Origin of the sequence: Variovorax glacialis (genome assembly GCF_051216375.1) — a bacterium.
In the GTDB taxonomy this organism is placed as follows: domain Bacteria; phylum Pseudomonadota; class Gammaproteobacteria; order Burkholderiales; family Burkholderiaceae_C; genus Variovorax.
Map to the genome: position 1 here is coordinate 619,240 of NZ_JBPJZT010000003.1, position 15,539 is coordinate 634,778.

A 15,539-nucleotide genomic window follows, 5' to 3' on the forward strand; every position below is an offset into this window, starting at 1 on the left:
CGTACCTCGTTGAAAAGATGAGGCGAACGATGCAAGGGCCGGGCCGGTTGCGTGCCCCCGCGGCCCCCTCGCATGAAATCGCGAGGCGCCAGTCGATGCCTTGTAGGGCCAGCACTACACGGCCGTCGATGCGAAGTGCGATTCAGGCGCTGGGCGGGGCCTTGCCATGCCGCTCGGCATACAGCGCGAGCTCGACGTCGTTCTTGGTGCCGGTCTTTTCGAGGATGCGGGCCCGGTAGGTGCTGACCGTGTTGGGCGCCAGGCCGAGCTGTGCACCGATTTCGCTCACGGTCTGCCCCGCGGTGAGCAGCCTGAAGACCTGGTGCTCGCGGTGCGAGAGCGCTTCGGCGCCTTGCGAGGTCGACTTGCCGACGGCAGCTGCGAGTGCCTCGGCGGTGGCCGCCGACACATACATGCCACCCGCTGCCACCTTGCGCACCGCGCCCACCATGTCGTCCGGATCGGCACTCTTGTTGAGATAGCCGGCCGCCCCGAGCTTGATGCAGCGCACCGCGTACTGCTTCTCCGGGTAGGTGCTGAGCATCAGCACGGGCAGCGCCGGCCATTGCTTTCGCAGCGCCTGCAGCACGTCGAGGCCATCGCGGCCGGGCAGCGCGATGTCGAGCAGCACGATGTCGAGGCCTTGCGGACCGCCGAGGGCGGCCACGCCGTCGAGCACCTCGGGGCCGGTCTGCGCCTCGGCCCGGACGACCATCTCGGGGGCACCGTTCGACAGGTCGCCCAGCACCTGCTTCAGGCCCTCTCGGACGATGCGGTGATCGTCGCCAATCAGCACGCGAATGGCTGCGGGCGAGTTCATGGCAGCGGCATCTCCAGGCGGAAGGTGCTGCCGGCGCCGGGCGTGCTTTCGATGTCGATGCGTCCGCCGAAGTGCCGCGCGCGCTCGCGCATGCCCTGCACGCCGTAGGCGGTGCTGGCCTCGAAGGCACGGGCCGGCGCGCCGACACCGTCGTCGCACACGCTGATCTGCAGGTGCGAACCCACCGCATCGATGCGGATGTCGAGCCGGGCGGCCCTCGCGTGGCGGCCGACGTTGCTCAGCATCTCCTGGAAGATGCGAAACACGGCAATCGCGGGTTCCCCGGTCAGTTCGACGCCGGGATCGACCTCCATGTGCCAGTCCAGCGCAAGTTCCGCCGACTGCACGAATTCGTTGGCCTGCCATTCGAGCGCGGCCCAGAGTCCCTGGTGGTCGAGGATGCTCGGCCGCAGGTCGGTGATGATGCGGCCGACGTTCTCGACGGCACGCTCGATCAGTCCGCTCATGTTCTGGCACTTGCAACGCATGAGGGTGCGCATGTCCTCGGCGGCCTCGGGCGTGCGCTCCTGCTGTTCGCCGAGTCGCTTGCCGATCCAGTTGACATCCATCTTGAGCGCGACGAGCAGGCTGCCGAGTTCGTCATGCACCTCGCGCGCGATGCGCGTGCGTTCGTCCTCACGCACCTTGTCGAGCCATGCCGACAGCTCGCGCAATTGCGAGAGGGCATCGCTCAGCTCGCGCGTGCGTTCCTCGACACGCAGGCCGAGCTGCTCCTTGGCCTGCTGCAGCGCCAGCGCGGAACGACGGCGCTCCGTGATGTCGACGAAGGTGATGACCGCGCCGCGCACCTGCGCGCCGTCCATGATCGGGTGGCTCGAGTATTCGACCGCGAACGCGCTGCCATCGCGCCGCCAGAACACCTCGGTGTCGATGCGGCATGGCAGGCCGCGCCGGAATGCATTGAAGATGGGGCAGTCGGTGTCGGCGTAGTGCGTACCGTCCGGGTGCGAATGGTGCGTGAGCTCGTGCATGTTGCGGCCCAGCACCGCCGCCCGCTCGTGACCGAGCATCTCCGCGCCGGCCCGGTTGATGAACATGCAATGGCCGTCCAGGTCGATGCCGAAGATGCCCTCGCCCGTCGACTCCAGCAACAGCCCGAGCTGGTGCTGCCAGAGGAAATGGCTGGCCGGTTTCGGCAGGACGGGGGTCTCCATGCACCAAGGGAAAGCAACACCCGTGCCGGTCTGGTGCGCGCTCTGCGGATAATAGGCACCACGCCAGCAACAGACATTCCAAGGAGCCCACCCCTGTGCCAGACCTCTCCAAGATAACGAGCATCGAAGACCTGCGCGTCATTGCCCAGCGCCGCGTGCCGCGCATGTTCTACGACTACGCGGACTCGGGGGCCTGGACCGAAGGGACCTATCGCGCCAACGAAAGCGATTTCCAGAAGATCAAGCTGCGCCAGCGGGTCGCGGTCAACATGGAAGGCCGCTCGACCCGCACGACGATGATCGGCGAGGAGGTGGCGATGCCCGTGGCCATCGCGCCCACCGGCATGACCGGCATGCAACACGCCGACGGCGAGATCCTCGGCGCGCGGGCGGCGAAGGCCTTCGGCATTCCGTTCACGCTGTCGACGATGAGCATCTGCTCGCTCGAGGACATCGCCGAGGCCACCGGCCGGCATCCCTTCTGGTTCCAGCTCTACGTGATGCGGGACCGCGATTTCATCGAACGGCTGATCGAGCGCGCACGCGCCGCGAACGTGTCGGCGCTGCAGCTCACGCTCGACCTGCAGATCCTCGGCCAGCGGCACAAGGACATCAAGAACGGCCTGACGGCGCCGCCCAAGCCGACGATCAAGAACCTCATGAACCTCGCGACCAAGCCGCGCTGGTGCATGGGCATGCTGGGCACGAAGCGGCGCACCTTCGGCAACATCGCCGGCCATGCCAAGGACGTGAAGGACCTGTCGTCGCTCTCTTCATGGACGGCGGAGCAGTTCGATCCGACGCTGAGCTGGGCCGATGTCGAGTGGATCAAGAAGCTCTGGGGCGGCAAGCTGATACTCAAGGGCATCATGGATGTCGAGGATGCACGCCTCGCGGCCTCCAGCGGCGCCGATGCGCTGATCGTGTCGAACCACGGCGGACGCCAGCTCGATGGCGCGCCCTCCTCCATCGCGGCGCTTCCGGCGATCGCCGAGGCCGTGGGCACCGAGATCGAGGTGTGGATGGATGGCGGCATCCGCAGCGGGCAGGACGTCCTCAAGGCCCGCGCACTCGGTGCGCACGGCACGATGATCGGCCGCAGCTGGCTCTATGCCCTGGGCGCCTTCGGGGAGGCCGGCGTGACGCGCGCGCTGCAGATCATTCACAAGGAACTCGACGTCACGATGGCGTTCTGCGGCCGCACGAACATCGACGAAGTCGATTCGAGCATCCTGCTGCCGGGCACCTTCTGAGCCCCGAGCAGGGTCGCGGCACCGGCTGACAGCGCCGGTGGCCGCGTGGGGGCAGAATCGCTGCCGCCACTACAACATGCAGCCAGCCACAGAGGCGCCTTTCCCATGAGCACAGTCACGTCCGCCGCGGGCTCCGCGCCCGGCGATACCGGCACATCCCACCGACCCTACACCAGCGAAGAGAAGCGGCACCGCATCTTCGCGATCATGGCGGCCTCCTCGGGCAACCTGGTCGAGTGGTTCGACTTCTACGTCTACGCCTTCAGCGCGCTGTACTTCGCGCCCTCCTTCTTTCCCAAGTCCGACCCGACGGCGCAGCTGCTGAACACCGCGGGCGTGTTCGCAGCCGGCTTCCTGATGCGGCCGATCGGCGGCTGGCTCTTCGGCCGCGTGGCCGACAAGTACGGGCGCCGGACCTCGATGCTGATCTCGGTCACGATGATGTGCGCCGGCTCGCTTGCCATCGCATGCCTGCCCACCTATGCGGCCATCGGCGCGTGGGCGCCCTTCCTGCTGCTGGTCTGCCGGCTGTTCCAGGGGCTCTCGGTCGGCGGCGAATACGGCACTACGGCCACCTACATGAGCGAGGTCGCGCTGCGCGGGCAGCGGGGCTTCTTCTCGTCGTTCCAGTACGTCACGCTGATCGGCGGCCAGTTGCTGGCGGTGCTGGTGATCGTGGTCCTCGAACAGGTCCTGAGCGAAGCCGAACTCAAGGCCTGGGGCTGGCGGATCCCCTTCGTGATCGGCGCCATCGCGGCGGTGGTCGCGCTCTTCCTGCGCCGCACGCTGCACGAGACGCAGACAGCCGAATCGCGCGCCAACAAGGAGGCGGGCAGCCTCGCCGGGCTCTTCAAGCATCACAAGGCCGCCTTCTTCACGGTGCTGGGCTACACGGCCGGCGGCTCGCTGATCTTCTACACCTTCACGACCTACATGCAGAAGTACCTGGTCAACACGGTGGGCTTGCCGATCAAGACCACGAGCTACGTGATGACCTGCGCGCTCTTCGTCTACATGTGCATGCAGCCGGTGTTCGGTGCGCTGTCGGACCGCATCGGGCGGCGCAACAACATGCTGCTGTTCGGCGGACTCGGCGCGCTCATGACGGTGCCTATCCTCACGCTGCTGCAAGGCGTGACGAGCCCGGTGGTGGCGTTCCTGCTGATCATCCTGGCGCTCGCGGTCGTGAGCTTCTACACCTCCATCAGCGGCATCGTGAAGGCGGAGATGTTCCCGCCGGAAGTGCGCGCCCTCGGCGTCGGCCTGGCGTATGCGGTGGCCAACGCCCTGTTCGGCGGCTCGGCGGAATACGTGGCGCTGGGCCTCAAGTCGCTGGGCCACGAGTCGGCGTTCTACTGGTACGTGACGGGGATGATGGTGCTGGCCTTCGTGGTGAGCCTGCGGCTGCCGCGACAGGCGAGCTACCTGCATCACGACCACTGAGTCACTGCGGCCGGCGTTCGGCTTCCTTGAGCAGGTCGTGGTGGATCGCGAATGCGGCGGCTTCGGTCCGGTTCGCCGACCGCGTCTTGCTCAGGATGCTGCGCACATGGTTCGCCACCGTGTTGGGGCTGACGAACAATTCACGCGCGATCTGGCGGTTGCCCTTGCCGACGGCCACGAGGCGCAGCACCTGCGCCTCCCGGCCGCTCAGGCCGGCCGGGTAGTGGATCACCGGCACTACGGCGATCCCCGTGCGCAACGCTTCGATGCGCGCTGACAGCGCGCGCATCTGCAGCGCAGCCGTCTCCGTCGCGGCTTCATCGAGTTGGCCGAGCGCCGCTTCGCGATCGCCGGGCGCATCCCTTGCGAGCAGCATCTGCGCGTAGCCATGGCGCGCCTGCGCCAGGGCCGGGCGGGCGTTCTGCCGCTCATTCATTTCCAGGGCCACCCGGAAGTGCGCCTCGGCGTCGCTCCACTGCCGCATCGTGGCCGAGAGCGTGCCCAGGAAGGCATCGGCAGCGCCGAAACACGCGATGGACGTTCCCACGAGCAGATTGCGCGCGCGCCACGGTTCGAGCAGCTTGTAGAGCTCCGCCGCGCGCGTCACATCGCCCAGCGCGGCGCAGACCTGCGCGAGGTAGGCCAGGCTCGCGAGCCAGACGCCGTCGCGCGGAAAGGACTGGAAGCGATCGTTGGCCAGGATCTCGAACTCGGCGCGCGCGTCGTCGAGTTGCCCCAACTCGACGTAAATCAGCGCCAGCCCCGGCCGCCACACGTTGGTCTGGGCGTTCTGCTGCACGAAGTGACGCACCAGCGGCGCGACCTCCTGCAAGCGGCCCTGCTCCCGGCGCAGCGTGAACATCTGGACGCCGTAGACGCCGGCCGCGTCCAGCCCGGGCATGCGGTCGCCAATCTCGAACGTGCGCTTCGCGTACCGCTCGGCATCGTCGAAGCGGCCCTCGAACAGGGCGTGGAGGGTGCGCGACGAGGATGCGACGTACAGGAAGAACGGTTGCCGAAGTTCTTCCGCGCCGCGTGCATAGGCTTCGAGGTGATCGTGCCAGGTCGTCATGTCGCCCAGCTCGAAGGCGTCGAACATGCGCCAGGCGAGCGCCGAGAACAGCAGGAAACGGTCGCCGTGCTGCCTTGCGATCTGGATGGCCTCGTCGGCGCTCGCCATGCGTTCGGTGATGCGGTCGGGCTGCCAGCGCGCGGAGAGCGCAGCGAGCAGGGTCGTCGCAAGCGTCCCGGGGTCGCCGGCGCGGCGGGCCACAGTGACGGCCTCCTCGTGCACCTTCATTGCCTGCGTTTCCTCGCCGCTGAAGATCAAGGCGCGGGCCAACGCGCTCAGCAGCTGCGCCTTCATGACCCGATCCTCCGCGCCGAGTGCATTGAGCCCATCGCGCAGCAGGCGCGCCGCCGAGAAGCCGGGAAGGCCCGGGCACCAGCTTGCCATCTCGAAGCCGAGGGCGGCGCGTGCCAGTTCGTGGGAGAAGTCGAACTGCATGCTCGTCCGCCCAGCCTGGTCGAACACCTCGCGTGCCTGCAGGTACTCGCCGGCGCGCGTGTGCGCTTCGCCCAGCGCATTGAGCACCCGGCAGCGCACCAGCGCATCGCCGCCGCGTCCGACGTCCATCGCCTGCAACGCGAGGCGGTAGTAGCGCGCCGCCTCCTCGTGGGCAAGCAGGGCATCGGAACTCGCGGCCGCCTGTTGCGCGTAGTGGCTCGCGCGCGCCGCGTCGCCGCCCGGCAGGGCAGCCCAGTAGTGGTAGGCCAGGGCCGGCAGGTGCAGCGCCGAGTCCTCGCCGTGGATGTCCTCGATCGCACGGCCGACCTTGAGGTGCAGGCGGCTGCGCCGCGGCGGTGGAATCTCGTCGTACAGGGTCTCGCGGAACAGCGCGTGGCTGAAGTGATAGCGGCCAGGGCCTTCGATGGCTTCGATAACCCGGGATTGCAAAGCCTCTTCGAGCGCGTCGGTGCAGGCGTCCTCCTCCACGTCCTCGACGATGCGGGTCAACAGACCGATGTCGAATGCACGGCCGATCACCGACGCGCAGGCCAGCACCTGGTTGGCCATGGGGGACAGCCGATTCAACCGCCGGCCGATCACCTCCCGGACCCCTTCCGGAATGCGCCGCAGGCCGCCGATGGCCATCAGGGCGGCGCCGCCGCGCTGGCCGTCGCCGAGCACCTGCTCCTGGATGAGCAGGCGCGTCATCTCGGCCACGAAGAGCGGGTTGCCTTCGGTCTGCCGGTGGACGGCATCGGCAAGCGCCGGCGGCACCGTGCCGCCGCCGGCCAGCATCATCATGCGGACTGTCTCGTCGCGGGCGAGACCGGTCAGGCGCAAGCGCTCGAAGCCCTGGTGCCTTGCAAGCTCGCCCAACGTGCCTGACAGCGGGTGCTGACGCGACAGCTCGATGTCGCGGTAGGTGATGACGAGCAGGATGCGGCTGGCCAAGAGGTCCGGGGCAATGAATTCGAGCAGGCGCAGGGACGAGGCATCGGCCCAGTGGAGGTTGTCGAGCACCAGCAGCAGGGGCTGCTCCGCGGCAGCGCGCTTCCAGAAGCCGGCCATGGCGTCGAACAGGCGGAAGCGGGCCTGCGCAGGATCGATCGCCGGCAGGACCAGCGCGCCGCCAGGCAGGCGTTGCGCCAGGTTGGGCAGGATCTCGGCCAGCGCGGAATCGTCCTGGCCGAGGACGCGTCGCGCGGTCTCGTCGTCGTGCGTTTCGATCCATCCGCGCAGCAGTTGCAGCCAGGACCAGTACGGCGGGGCGCCGGGCTCTTCGTTGCAGCGGCCCCAGAGAACCTGCATGCCGAGCGCGACCGCGCGCTGGGCCAGGATCTGGGCGGTGTGCGACTTGCCGATGCCGGGCTCGCCGGCAAGGGCCGCCGTGCCGCCCGTTCCGCTCAGAGCACGCGCGAGGCCGCTTTCGAGCGTGGCGAGTTCGCGCTCGCGGCCGACGAACCGCTCGGTCGAAGGCCGCGCGGTGTCGTCATTGGACGTGGTCGTCGCGGGAGCCGCACGCTGCAATGGAGCGCCGCAGCCATCGCAGAAGGCGGCGTCGGCCCGGTTGTCGCGTCCGCATCGGGCGCACTGCACTGCGGGTCCTCCGGTTCCCTGCGTACAGGAGCCGCTACACGACGGCTTCCGGGCGAATCTGGCTGACTTCGATCACCACGTCGGCCGGCAGATGCGCCAGGCGCGCGGCGGTGCGGATCTCTTCGGGGCTGGGAGCCTCGTAGAGGCAATAGGTCTTCTTGCGGTCCGCGGAAAGAAACGAGAACAACCAGTTCACCCCGACGTCGGCGTTGATGCGCTGGATGTTCGCGACGTCTGCCGCCGCGATCTCCAGCTCTTCCGCGTACTGGCGCTCGATAAGGAACAGTGCCATATCCCCTCTCCTGTCGTGCGGGCGCACGATCGTGCCCCGCGCAAGGGATTGGGCGACAAATCCGCTGCGTGGTCAACGTGCCGCGCATAGTCAATTCTGATCATTCGGGGGGGCGAGGGCCTGCGCAAAATGATCAGTCCGGTGGATCGTCAACGCGACCGCGGCTTCCTAGACTTTGCTTCACATTCAAGGAGCAAACCATGTTCGATGAAGCCCGACTCGCCGCCTACAAGGCGCAACTGCGCGGCAGCCTGATCCAGCCGGAGGACGCCGGCTACGACGAGGCCCGAAAGGTCTACAACGCGATGATCGACAAGCGGCCGCGCCTGATCGCGCGCTGCACCGACGTGGCGGATGTGATTGCCTCGGTCAATTTCGCCCGCGACAACAAGCTGCTGCTGGCGGTCCGCGGCGGCGGGCACAACGGCGGGGGCCTCGGCACCTGCGACGACGGCCTGGTGATCGACCTGTCCGAAATGCGGGGCATCCGGATCGACCCCAAAGCCCATACGGTGCGCGCCGAGGGCGGTTGCACCTGGGGCGACGTCGATCACGCCACGCATGCCTTCGGCATGGCGACGCCGGCCGGCATCATCTCAACCACTGGCGTCGGCGGATTGACGCTGGGCGGGGGCATCGGGCACCTTTCTCGGCGTTTCGGTTTGACGATCGACAACCTGCTGGGCGTGGACATGGTGCTGGCCGACGGGAGCTACGTCACCGCCAACGCCAAGGAGAACGCCGACCTGTTCTGGGCGGTGCGCGGCGGCGGCGGCAATTTCGGCGTGGTCACTTCGTTCGAATACCGCCTGCACCCGGTCAGCACGGTGATCGCCGGCCCGACCCTGTGGCCGATGGAACGCGCGGCCGAGGTGTTCAAGTGGTATCGGGACTTCATCGGCAAGGCGCCGACGGAGCTGGGGGGCTTCTTCGCGTTTCTCACGGTGCCGCCTGGCCCGCCCTTCCCGGAGGAACTGCATCTGAAGAAGATGTGCGGCGTGGTCTGGTGCTACAGCGGCGATCCGGCGCAGGCCGACGAGGCTTTCGCGCCGGTGCGGGCGATGGAACCCGCGCTGTACGGCGTCGGGCCGATGCCCTATCCGATGCTCCAGAGTGCCTTCGATGCCCTGTACCCGCCCGGACACCAGTGGTACTGGCGCGCCGATTTCGTGAACGAGCTGCCGGAGGAAGCGATCGGCTTGCACGTGGAGTACGGCGCGCAGATGCCGACGATGCAGTCGTCGATGCACCTGTATCCGATCGACGGCGCGGTGCAGCGCGTGGGGCGCAAGGACACGCCCTTCAGCTATCGCGACGCGCGATTTGCATCGGTGATCGTCGGCGTGGACCCGGATCCCGCCAACGGGGACCGCATCAGCGAGTGGTGCAAGAAGTACTGGGATGCGCTGCATCCGTACTCGGCGGGAGGCGCCTACATCAACTTCATGATGGACGAGGGCGAGGACCGCGTGAAGGCCACCTACCGCGAGCACTACGACCGGCTGGCGGCAATCAAGCGGCAGTACGACCCGGGCAACCTGTTTCGCGTCAATCAGAACATCAAGCCGGCGGCCACCGCCTGAGGTCGCGTGGGAGGGAGGACGCTGCCTCAGGCCTCGGCTTCCCAGAGGGTCGGGTAGCGCCGGACGAAGCCGTCCGGCGTGACTTCGAGCATGGCGGCGTAGTCGAAGCGCGGCGCCGAGTACCAGTACTCGGCCTCGCCGCGCCGCTCGTAGTGCTGCTGAAGCTCCGCCAGGCCGCCGCTGTCGAGGTCGACCCACGCCGCGGGCGCGGCGGACGACTCGCCTTGCGCCAGGTGCAGCCTGCGCAGCGGCAACAGGTTGGTGGCCGGCGTGAAGCCGAGATCGAGGTCGACGCAATGACCCAGTTCGGGCACTGCCGCGTCGTTCAGCTTCCAGCTCCCGTGCGAATCGCGCACGATGGACATGTCGATCGCCTCGCCGCCGAGCCAGCCACGCACCGTCGCCCACTGGGTGTGCCAGGCGCGGTCGCAGCGCACCCGGTAGTGCAGTTGGGCCGCACGGCCATCTTCGTTGCGGAAGGCGGCGGCGCCGTCGATCTGCCAGTTCTCGCCATTGCGATCGAGACGGCACACGTCATGACCCGGTGTGCCGAGGCGGCGCCAGAGCATGAATGCGACGGTTTGCATACGTCGGATGATGGCACCGGGCGCCTGCGAAGCGCAAGCGTCGATTTCAACCCCGCCCTGCGTGCTCAGGCCAGGAGCGTCCAGAGCACGTAGAGATTGGCGGCGCAGACCATGCCGAAGATCGTCCAGGCCGTGCGCCGCACCAAAGGCGTGTTGGCAAAGGGCCCCATTCGGGTGCGGTCGCTCGTGATCGACACCAGTGGCCAGATCGCAAAGGGCAACTGGAGCGACAGCACGACCTGGCTGGCAACCAGCAATTGCCCGAGCGCCGCGTCGCCGAACCACACCACGCCGATCAGCGCCGGCACCAGGGCGCAGAAGCGGGTGATGAAGCGACGCTTCCAGCACGGCATCTTGAGCTGCAGGAAGCCCTCCATGAGCACCTGCGCGGCGATGGTGCCGGTGAAGGTCGAGCTCTGGCCGGCTGCGAGCAGCGCGATGCCGAACAGCAATGCCGCGAAGTTCGAGCCGACCAGCGGATCGAGCAGGTGGAAGGCATCCTGGATGTCGGCGACCTGCGTGTTGCCGCTGGCGTGAAAAGCCGTCGCGGCAAGCACCATGATGGCGGCGTTGATCAGCAGGGCGATCAGCAGCGAGCCGATGGTGTCCCATCGCAGGAGGCGGATCGCGTCGCGCTTGCTGGCGTCGTCGTTGCGCACGATGCGCGTCTGCACGATCGACGAGTGGAGATAGAGGTTGTGCGGCATCACCGTGGCGCCGATCACGCCGACGGCGAGATACCAGAACTCGGGCTTGACCATCTCGCGCGGCTGCGGCACCAGGCCGCCGAGCAAGGCGCGCATCGGCGGCTGCACGAGGATCATCTCGACCAGGAAGCACACCGCGATCGTGCCCACCAGCCCGAGCATGATCGCCTCGACTTGGCGGAAGCCCTTGCCCTTGAGGCCGAGCACGATCAGCGTGTCGAAGGCGGTGAGCAGGATGCCGTTGGTGAGCGACACGCCGAGGAGCAGATGGAAGGCGAGCGCAGTCCCGAGCACCTCGGCGAGGTCGCAGGCAATAATCGCCAGTTCGGCCAGGATCCACAGCCCGCGCCGCACGCCGGGCGAATAGCGGGCGCGGCAGTGCTGCGCGAGGTCCTGCCGGGTGGCGATGCCCAGGCGCATCGCCATCAGTTGCAGGACGATGGCCATCAGGCTCGCCAGCACGACCACCCAGAGCATCGCAAAGCCGAACTTCGCGCCGCCCTCGATGTCGGTCGCCCAGTTGCCGGGGTCCATGTAGCCGACGGAGACCAGCAGGCCGGGCCCGACGTAGAGCATCAGGCGACGATGAAAGGGCAAGCCGGGCCGGATGTCGACGGTACCGCGTACTTCCGATGGGCAGAAGGGCGCGGTGGCGGTCTGCGGCAGGAACCGCGCGAGACGTGCGATGGCGGCGAACATGGCGGCGCGAGTTTAGCGGTGGGGCGCTGCCGGCGCTCGTGCGCCTGCGCCTCCTGGCGCCCGTCAGACGACAATATCGGGCGTGACGCCAGCACCGATCCGACGCATCGCCCACCTCGACATGGATGCCTTCTATGCATCGGTCGAGTTGCTGCGCTACCCGCAGCTCAGGGGCCTGCCCGTAGTGATCGGCGGAGGACGACGAAAGGTGGACGAGGCCATCCGGGACCTGCCGGAAGGCGCGGCGCTGGCGGACATTCCGATCGAGGCGTTTCCATTGCTCAGGGATTACGCGGGCCGCGGCGTGATCACGACCGCTACGTACCCGGCCCGGCAGTTCGGCGTCGGCTCGGCGATGGGGCTCATGAAGGCCGCGAAGCTGTGCCCGCAGGCGATCATCCTGCCGGTGGATTTCGATGAGTACCGCAAGTTTTCACGGCGCTTCAAGCAAGTCATCACCGAGATCGCGCCAGTCATGGAGGACCGGGGCGTCGATGAGGTCTATATCGATTTCACCGAAGTGCCCGGCGGGCAGCGCGAGGGCGGGCGGGTGCTCGCGCGACTCATTCAGAAGTCGATCTTCGAGGCGACCGGGCTCACGTGCTCGATCGGCGTCGCGCCGAACAAGCTGCTGGCCAAGATGGCGAGCGAATTCGACAAGCCCAATGGCATCTCGGTGGTGTTCGAGGACGACCTTCGATCGCGCATCTGGCCACTGCCGTGCCGGAAGGTGAACGGCATCGGCCCCAAGGCTGACGAGAAATTGCAACGGCATGACATCCGCACCATCGGCGACCTCGCGGCCCGCGATCGCGACTGGCTGATCGCGACCTTCGGCAAGGCCACCGGGGCGTGGATGCACGAGGTTGCGTGGGGGCGCGACGGGCGTCCGGTCGTCACCGAGAGCGAGCCCGTCTCGATGAGCCGCGAGACCACTTTCGACCGTGACCTGCAGGCGGTGCGGGACCGCGCCGAACTCGGCGCCATCTTCACGCATCTCTGCGAGAAGGTTGCGGAGGATCTGCAGCGGAAGGGCTATGTCGGCAAGACGATCGGCATCAAGCTGCGTTACGACGACTTCAGGATCGCGACGCGCGACCAGACGATCGACCACTTCACGGCCGACGCCAGGGCGATCCGGCAGATCGCGGGCCAGTGCCTCAAGCGGGTGCCGCTCGATCGGCCGCTGCGCCTGCTTGGCGTGCGGGTGGGCGCGCTTGCCAAGGTTGGCGATGCGGCCGTGCTGGCGGTCGATCAGGCCAAGGCGGGCGGTCGTCGGCGAACGCCTGATGAAGCGGGTTCGGCGGCGACGACTGCTTCGCTGTTCTAGAGCGAGTCTCAGCGTGCCGGGACGCCGGCCTGCCACTGCCGCCAGTTCGCGACGATGTGGTCTACCACGCGGCTGCCGACGAGTTCGATGTTCTCCACCGTCTCGGCGAAGCCGCCGGCTGTTTCGCCAGGCGCCGGATCCAGGTGCTGCAGCGTGGTTTCGCGCGGGTTGCCCTGGTCGAAGTTGACGGCGCCGCGCAGGCTCATCACGCGATCGGTGCCATGCGTGCGCTTGATTACGAGGGTGATCGCGGCGGCTTCCATTTCGGTGATCACATAGTCGTCCGCGCCGTACAGCTTGGCGATGTACTGCGCCTGGGCGGACATGCCCGGGCCGTGGAAGAAAGTGTCGCCGGTCATGTGCGTTCCGGTGCCGACGAAGGGCGCGCGCCGCGCGGCAGCTTGGGGATAGCGCATGCGGTAGGCGCGTGCGGAGTCTGCGTCCTTCAAGGGGGTATCGGCGGAAAGCTTCATGGCCCATGCGACGAGTTCGGGGTTGAGCTTGAAGCGGCGGTATTCCTCATAGCCCTTGCGTGGCATGAAAGTCGGCTCGCCTGCCTTGTTCTCGTCCGGTGCCCAGCGATGACCCAGGTCGTAGTCGACGAGCCAGGTGGCCCAGCTGACCTCGCCGATCGTGCCGCGCGATGGCGGCGTCCCGGCGACGCCCGAGATCACGTAGTAGGCCTTGGAGAAATCAAGGTTCGGATTCAGCAGGATCGCCTGCATCGACGAGGACGAATTGACCTTGCCCATCCCGAGCACCGAGCCGCAGACGCCGTCGGCATTGCAATACACGGGCGACAGCGCGCCGGGCACGGTGATGGGCGTGGCGCCCTTCCAATAGCGCTCGTACCAATGCTGGAACTCGCCCGCGCGATCGCCGGTGTTCTGGCCGATCTCGAACATGGCGGCAACGAAGACCTTCACCTTGACGGGCTCGGCGACCTTCGGCGCAGGAGGGGACGCGCAACCTGCGGCAAGTGCGACGACGACGGGCAGCGCCATCCAACGGGCGCGGGCGGACCAGACTGGGAACATGGGATCTCCGAACAACAAGGCTATGAGACGTCGACACAGGTGCGTCACGCACCGGCAACGTTTATCGCGTCCTACACCGGAGCGGATCCGGTGCCGTCACGCTGCGACGCACCTCCATGGCGCGTCTTGCACGCGATTGTCGCAAACCTCATGCCTGAACCGAACCATCGCCCTCCTCCGCTCGCCAACGGGCTTGTGTATGTCGACGCCAGCATGCCGGGATGGCGGCGGGTGAAGCGAGGCACGGCCTTTGGCTATCGCGACACGGACGGGCAGTGGCTTCGCGACGCCGACGAGATTTCGCGCATTCGACGGTTGGCGATTCCGCCTGCCTATCGGGACGTCTGGATCTGTCCGTTGGCGAATGGGCATCTTCAGGCGACAGGCGTCGACGCTCGAGGTCGCAAGCAGTATCGCTATCACGCGGAGTGGCGTTCGTTGAAGGATGAAACAAAATTTGATCGTCTCGAGGCATTCGGCCGCGCCCTGCCGAGGATTCGCAGCAGAGTTGCCCGCGATCTGCGGGCGGGCCCGCGTGCGCCTCTGGACAGGAAGGTGGTCCTGGCGACGCTCGTGCGTTTGCTCGACACGACCTTCCTGCGCGTGGGCAATGAGGAATACGCGAGCAGCAACGGCTCGTATGGACTCACTACGCTTCGCAACAAGCACGCTGATGTTCGAGGCGCTTCTCTCAAGCTCAGGTTCCGCGGGAAGAGCGGCGTCATGCATGAGACGGAGATCAACGACCCGAGGGTTTCGAAGATCGTTCGCCGATGCCAGCAATTGCCGGGACAGGAGCTCTTTCAATATCAGGATGAAGACGGCAGCGTCCGCGGAATCACGTCGACCGACGTCAATGCGTATCTGCGCGAAGTGGCCGGCGAGAACTTCACGGCGAAAGATTTTCGGACTTGGCACGGTACTGCGCAGGCTTTGGAACTTACCCACCTCGCATGTGGTCGCGATGCGGACAAAGAGCAGAGTGCCCAACGCTTCAGCGCCAAGGAAGTCCTGGAAGCAGTGGCTGCGCGGCTCGGCAACACGCCGGCGGTCTGTAAGAAGGCCTACGTCCATCCGGCAGTCCTCGCACTTGGCGCAACGCTCGCGGATGATCCGGGAATCATGACTGAGATTTGGGCGAAGATCGCCAATCGCATGCGAAGCACGCGTGATCTGCGCGTGTCCGAAGCGAGGCTGATAGCGTTTCTTGTCCAACATCGGTTTGGAGACAAGCGCAGATCGAGAGTTAACTGAAGTTAACGGTGGGCGATGGGGATGGCGATTGGTCCATTGGCCGTTAGCCGTTAGCCGTTACCCATTGGCCATTGGCCATTGGCCATTGGCCATTGGCCATTAGCCATTAGCCATTGAACGCATTGAATGCGTATTTGCGTCGCAAAGCCAAAAAGCCCAGCCTTTGTGGGGCTGGGCTTTGAGGGGCTGTAAGAGCCTGACGATGACCTACTTTCACACGGGAACCCGCACTATCATCGGCGCTGAGGCGTTT

12 protein-coding genes are annotated in these 15,539 nt (G+C 66.8%); 5 read left to right on the forward strand and 7 right to left on the reverse strand.

What is annotated here, in order from left to right; genetic code table 11:
- Positions 1-142: 142 nt before the first annotated feature.
- Positions 143-820, reverse strand: a complete 678-nt coding sequence (locus ACSFBL_RS11575) for a response regulator (protein ID WP_435515899.1) — start codon at positions 818-820, stop codon at positions 143-145.
- The gene (locus ACSFBL_RS11580; protein WP_435515900.1) at positions 817-1,995 is read right to left on the reverse strand and encodes a sensor histidine kinase; all 1,179 of its coding nucleotides are present in this window, start codon (positions 1,993-1,995) and stop codon (positions 817-819) included. The genes ACSFBL_RS11575 and ACSFBL_RS11580 overlap by 4 nt, the downstream gene beginning before the upstream one ends.
- Positions 1,996-2,090: 95 nt before the next feature.
- On the opposite strand from ACSFBL_RS11580, the gene ACSFBL_RS11585 reads away from it, so the two are divergent.
- Positions 2,091-3,248 carry an alpha-hydroxy acid oxidase gene (locus ACSFBL_RS11585; RefSeq protein WP_435515901.1) on the forward strand — a complete coding sequence of 386 codons (1,158 nt, stop codon included), beginning with the start codon at positions 2,091-2,093 and terminating at the stop codon, positions 3,246-3,248.
- Positions 3,249-3,353: 105 nt separating this feature from the next.
- Positions 3,354-4,691: an MFS family transporter gene (locus ACSFBL_RS11590; protein ID WP_435515902.1), complete on the forward strand. Its 1,338-nt coding sequence runs from the start codon at positions 3,354-3,356 to the stop codon at positions 4,689-4,691.
- 1 nt (position 4,692) lies between these two features.
- On the opposite strand, the gene ACSFBL_RS11595 is transcribed toward ACSFBL_RS11590, so the two are convergent.
- Together ACSFBL_RS11595 and ACSFBL_RS11600 are read right to left on the reverse strand one after the other, a co-directional pair.
- On the reverse strand, positions 4,693-7,797 hold the full coding sequence (locus tag ACSFBL_RS11595) for a helix-turn-helix transcriptional regulator (RefSeq protein WP_435515903.1): 3,105 nt from the start codon (positions 7,795-7,797) through the stop codon (positions 4,693-4,695).
- 34 nt (positions 7,798-7,831) lie between these two features.
- Positions 7,832-8,089: a DUF4242 domain-containing protein gene (locus ACSFBL_RS11600; protein ID WP_435515904.1), complete on the reverse strand. Its 258-nt coding sequence runs from the start codon at positions 8,087-8,089 to the stop codon at positions 7,832-7,834.
- Between the two features lie 200 nt (positions 8,090-8,289).
- Between ACSFBL_RS11600 and ACSFBL_RS11605 the strand changes: the two genes are divergently transcribed.
- Positions 8,290-9,672 carry an FAD-binding oxidoreductase gene (locus tag ACSFBL_RS11605; RefSeq protein WP_435515905.1) on the forward strand — a complete coding sequence of 461 codons (1,383 nt, stop codon included), beginning with the start codon at positions 8,290-8,292 and terminating at the stop codon, positions 9,670-9,672.
- A gap of 26 nt (positions 9,673-9,698) precedes the next feature.
- On the opposite strand, the gene ACSFBL_RS11610 is transcribed toward ACSFBL_RS11605, so the two are convergent.
- Together ACSFBL_RS11610 and ACSFBL_RS11615 are read right to left on the reverse strand one after the other, a co-directional pair.
- The gene (locus tag ACSFBL_RS11610) at positions 9,699-10,259 is read right to left on the reverse strand and encodes a putative glycolipid-binding domain-containing protein (RefSeq protein WP_435515906.1); all 561 of its coding nucleotides are present in this window, start codon (positions 10,257-10,259) and stop codon (positions 9,699-9,701) included.
- A 65-nt stretch (positions 10,260-10,324) separates the two neighbouring features.
- A complete protein-coding gene (locus tag ACSFBL_RS11615; protein WP_435515907.1) occupies positions 10,325-11,665 on the reverse strand; it encodes an Nramp family divalent metal transporter in 1,341 nt (446 codons plus the stop codon).
- Between the two features lie 121 nt (positions 11,666-11,786).
- Between ACSFBL_RS11615 and ACSFBL_RS11620 the strand changes: the two genes are divergently transcribed.
- Positions 11,787-12,995, forward strand: a complete 1,209-nt coding sequence (locus ACSFBL_RS11620) for a Y-family DNA polymerase (protein ID WP_435515942.1) — start codon at positions 11,787-11,789, stop codon at positions 12,993-12,995.
- Between the two features lie 8 nt (positions 12,996-13,003).
- Here ACSFBL_RS11620 and ACSFBL_RS11625 read toward each other — a convergent pair whose 3' ends face one another.
- Entirely contained in the window at positions 13,004-14,032 is a 1,029-nt protein-coding gene (locus ACSFBL_RS11625; protein ID WP_435515908.1) for a purine-nucleoside phosphorylase, read from the reverse strand.
- 150 nt (positions 14,033-14,182) lie between these two features.
- On the opposite strand from ACSFBL_RS11625, the gene ACSFBL_RS11630 reads away from it, so the two are divergent.
- Positions 14,183-15,286 (forward strand): DNA topoisomerase IB, encoded by a 1,104-nt coding sequence (locus ACSFBL_RS11630; protein WP_435515909.1) that lies wholly within the window; start codon positions 14,183-14,185, stop codon positions 15,284-15,286.
- Positions 15,287-15,539: the final 253 nt, after the last annotated feature.

Coding starts and splice junctions, on each gene's coding strand:
- ACSFBL_RS11625 (WP_435515908.1), bottom strand. CDS start 14,032: ATGTTCCCAGTCTGGTCCGCCCGCGCCCGTTGGATGGCGCTGCCCGTC.
- ACSFBL_RS11600 (WP_435515904.1), bottom strand. CDS start 8,089: ATGGCACTGTTCCTTATCGAGCGCCAGTACGCGGAAGAGCTGGAGATC.
- ACSFBL_RS11590 (WP_435515902.1), top strand. CDS start 3,354: ATGAGCACAGTCACGTCCGCCGCGGGCTCCGCGCCCGGCGATACCGGC.
- ACSFBL_RS11575 (WP_435515899.1), bottom strand. CDS start 820: ATGAACTCGCCCGCAGCCATTCGCGTGCTGATTGGCGACGATCACCGC.
- ACSFBL_RS11615 (WP_435515907.1), bottom strand. CDS start 11,665: ATGTTCGCCGCCATCGCACGTCTCGCGCGGTTCCTGCCGCAGACCGCC.
- ACSFBL_RS11580 (WP_435515900.1), bottom strand. CDS start 1,995: ATGGAGACCCCCGTCCTGCCGAAACCGGCCAGCCATTTCCTCTGGCAG.
- ACSFBL_RS11605 (WP_435515905.1), top strand. CDS start 8,290: ATGTTCGATGAAGCCCGACTCGCCGCCTACAAGGCGCAACTGCGCGGC.
- ACSFBL_RS11630 (WP_435515909.1), top strand. CDS start 14,183: ATGCCTGAACCGAACCATCGCCCTCCTCCGCTCGCCAACGGGCTTGTG.
- ACSFBL_RS11620 (WP_435515942.1), top strand. CDS start 11,787: ATGGATGCCTTCTATGCATCGGTCGAGTTGCTGCGCTACCCGCAGCTC.
- ACSFBL_RS11610 (WP_435515906.1), bottom strand. CDS start 10,259: ATGCAAACCGTCGCATTCATGCTCTGGCGCCGCCTCGGCACACCGGGT.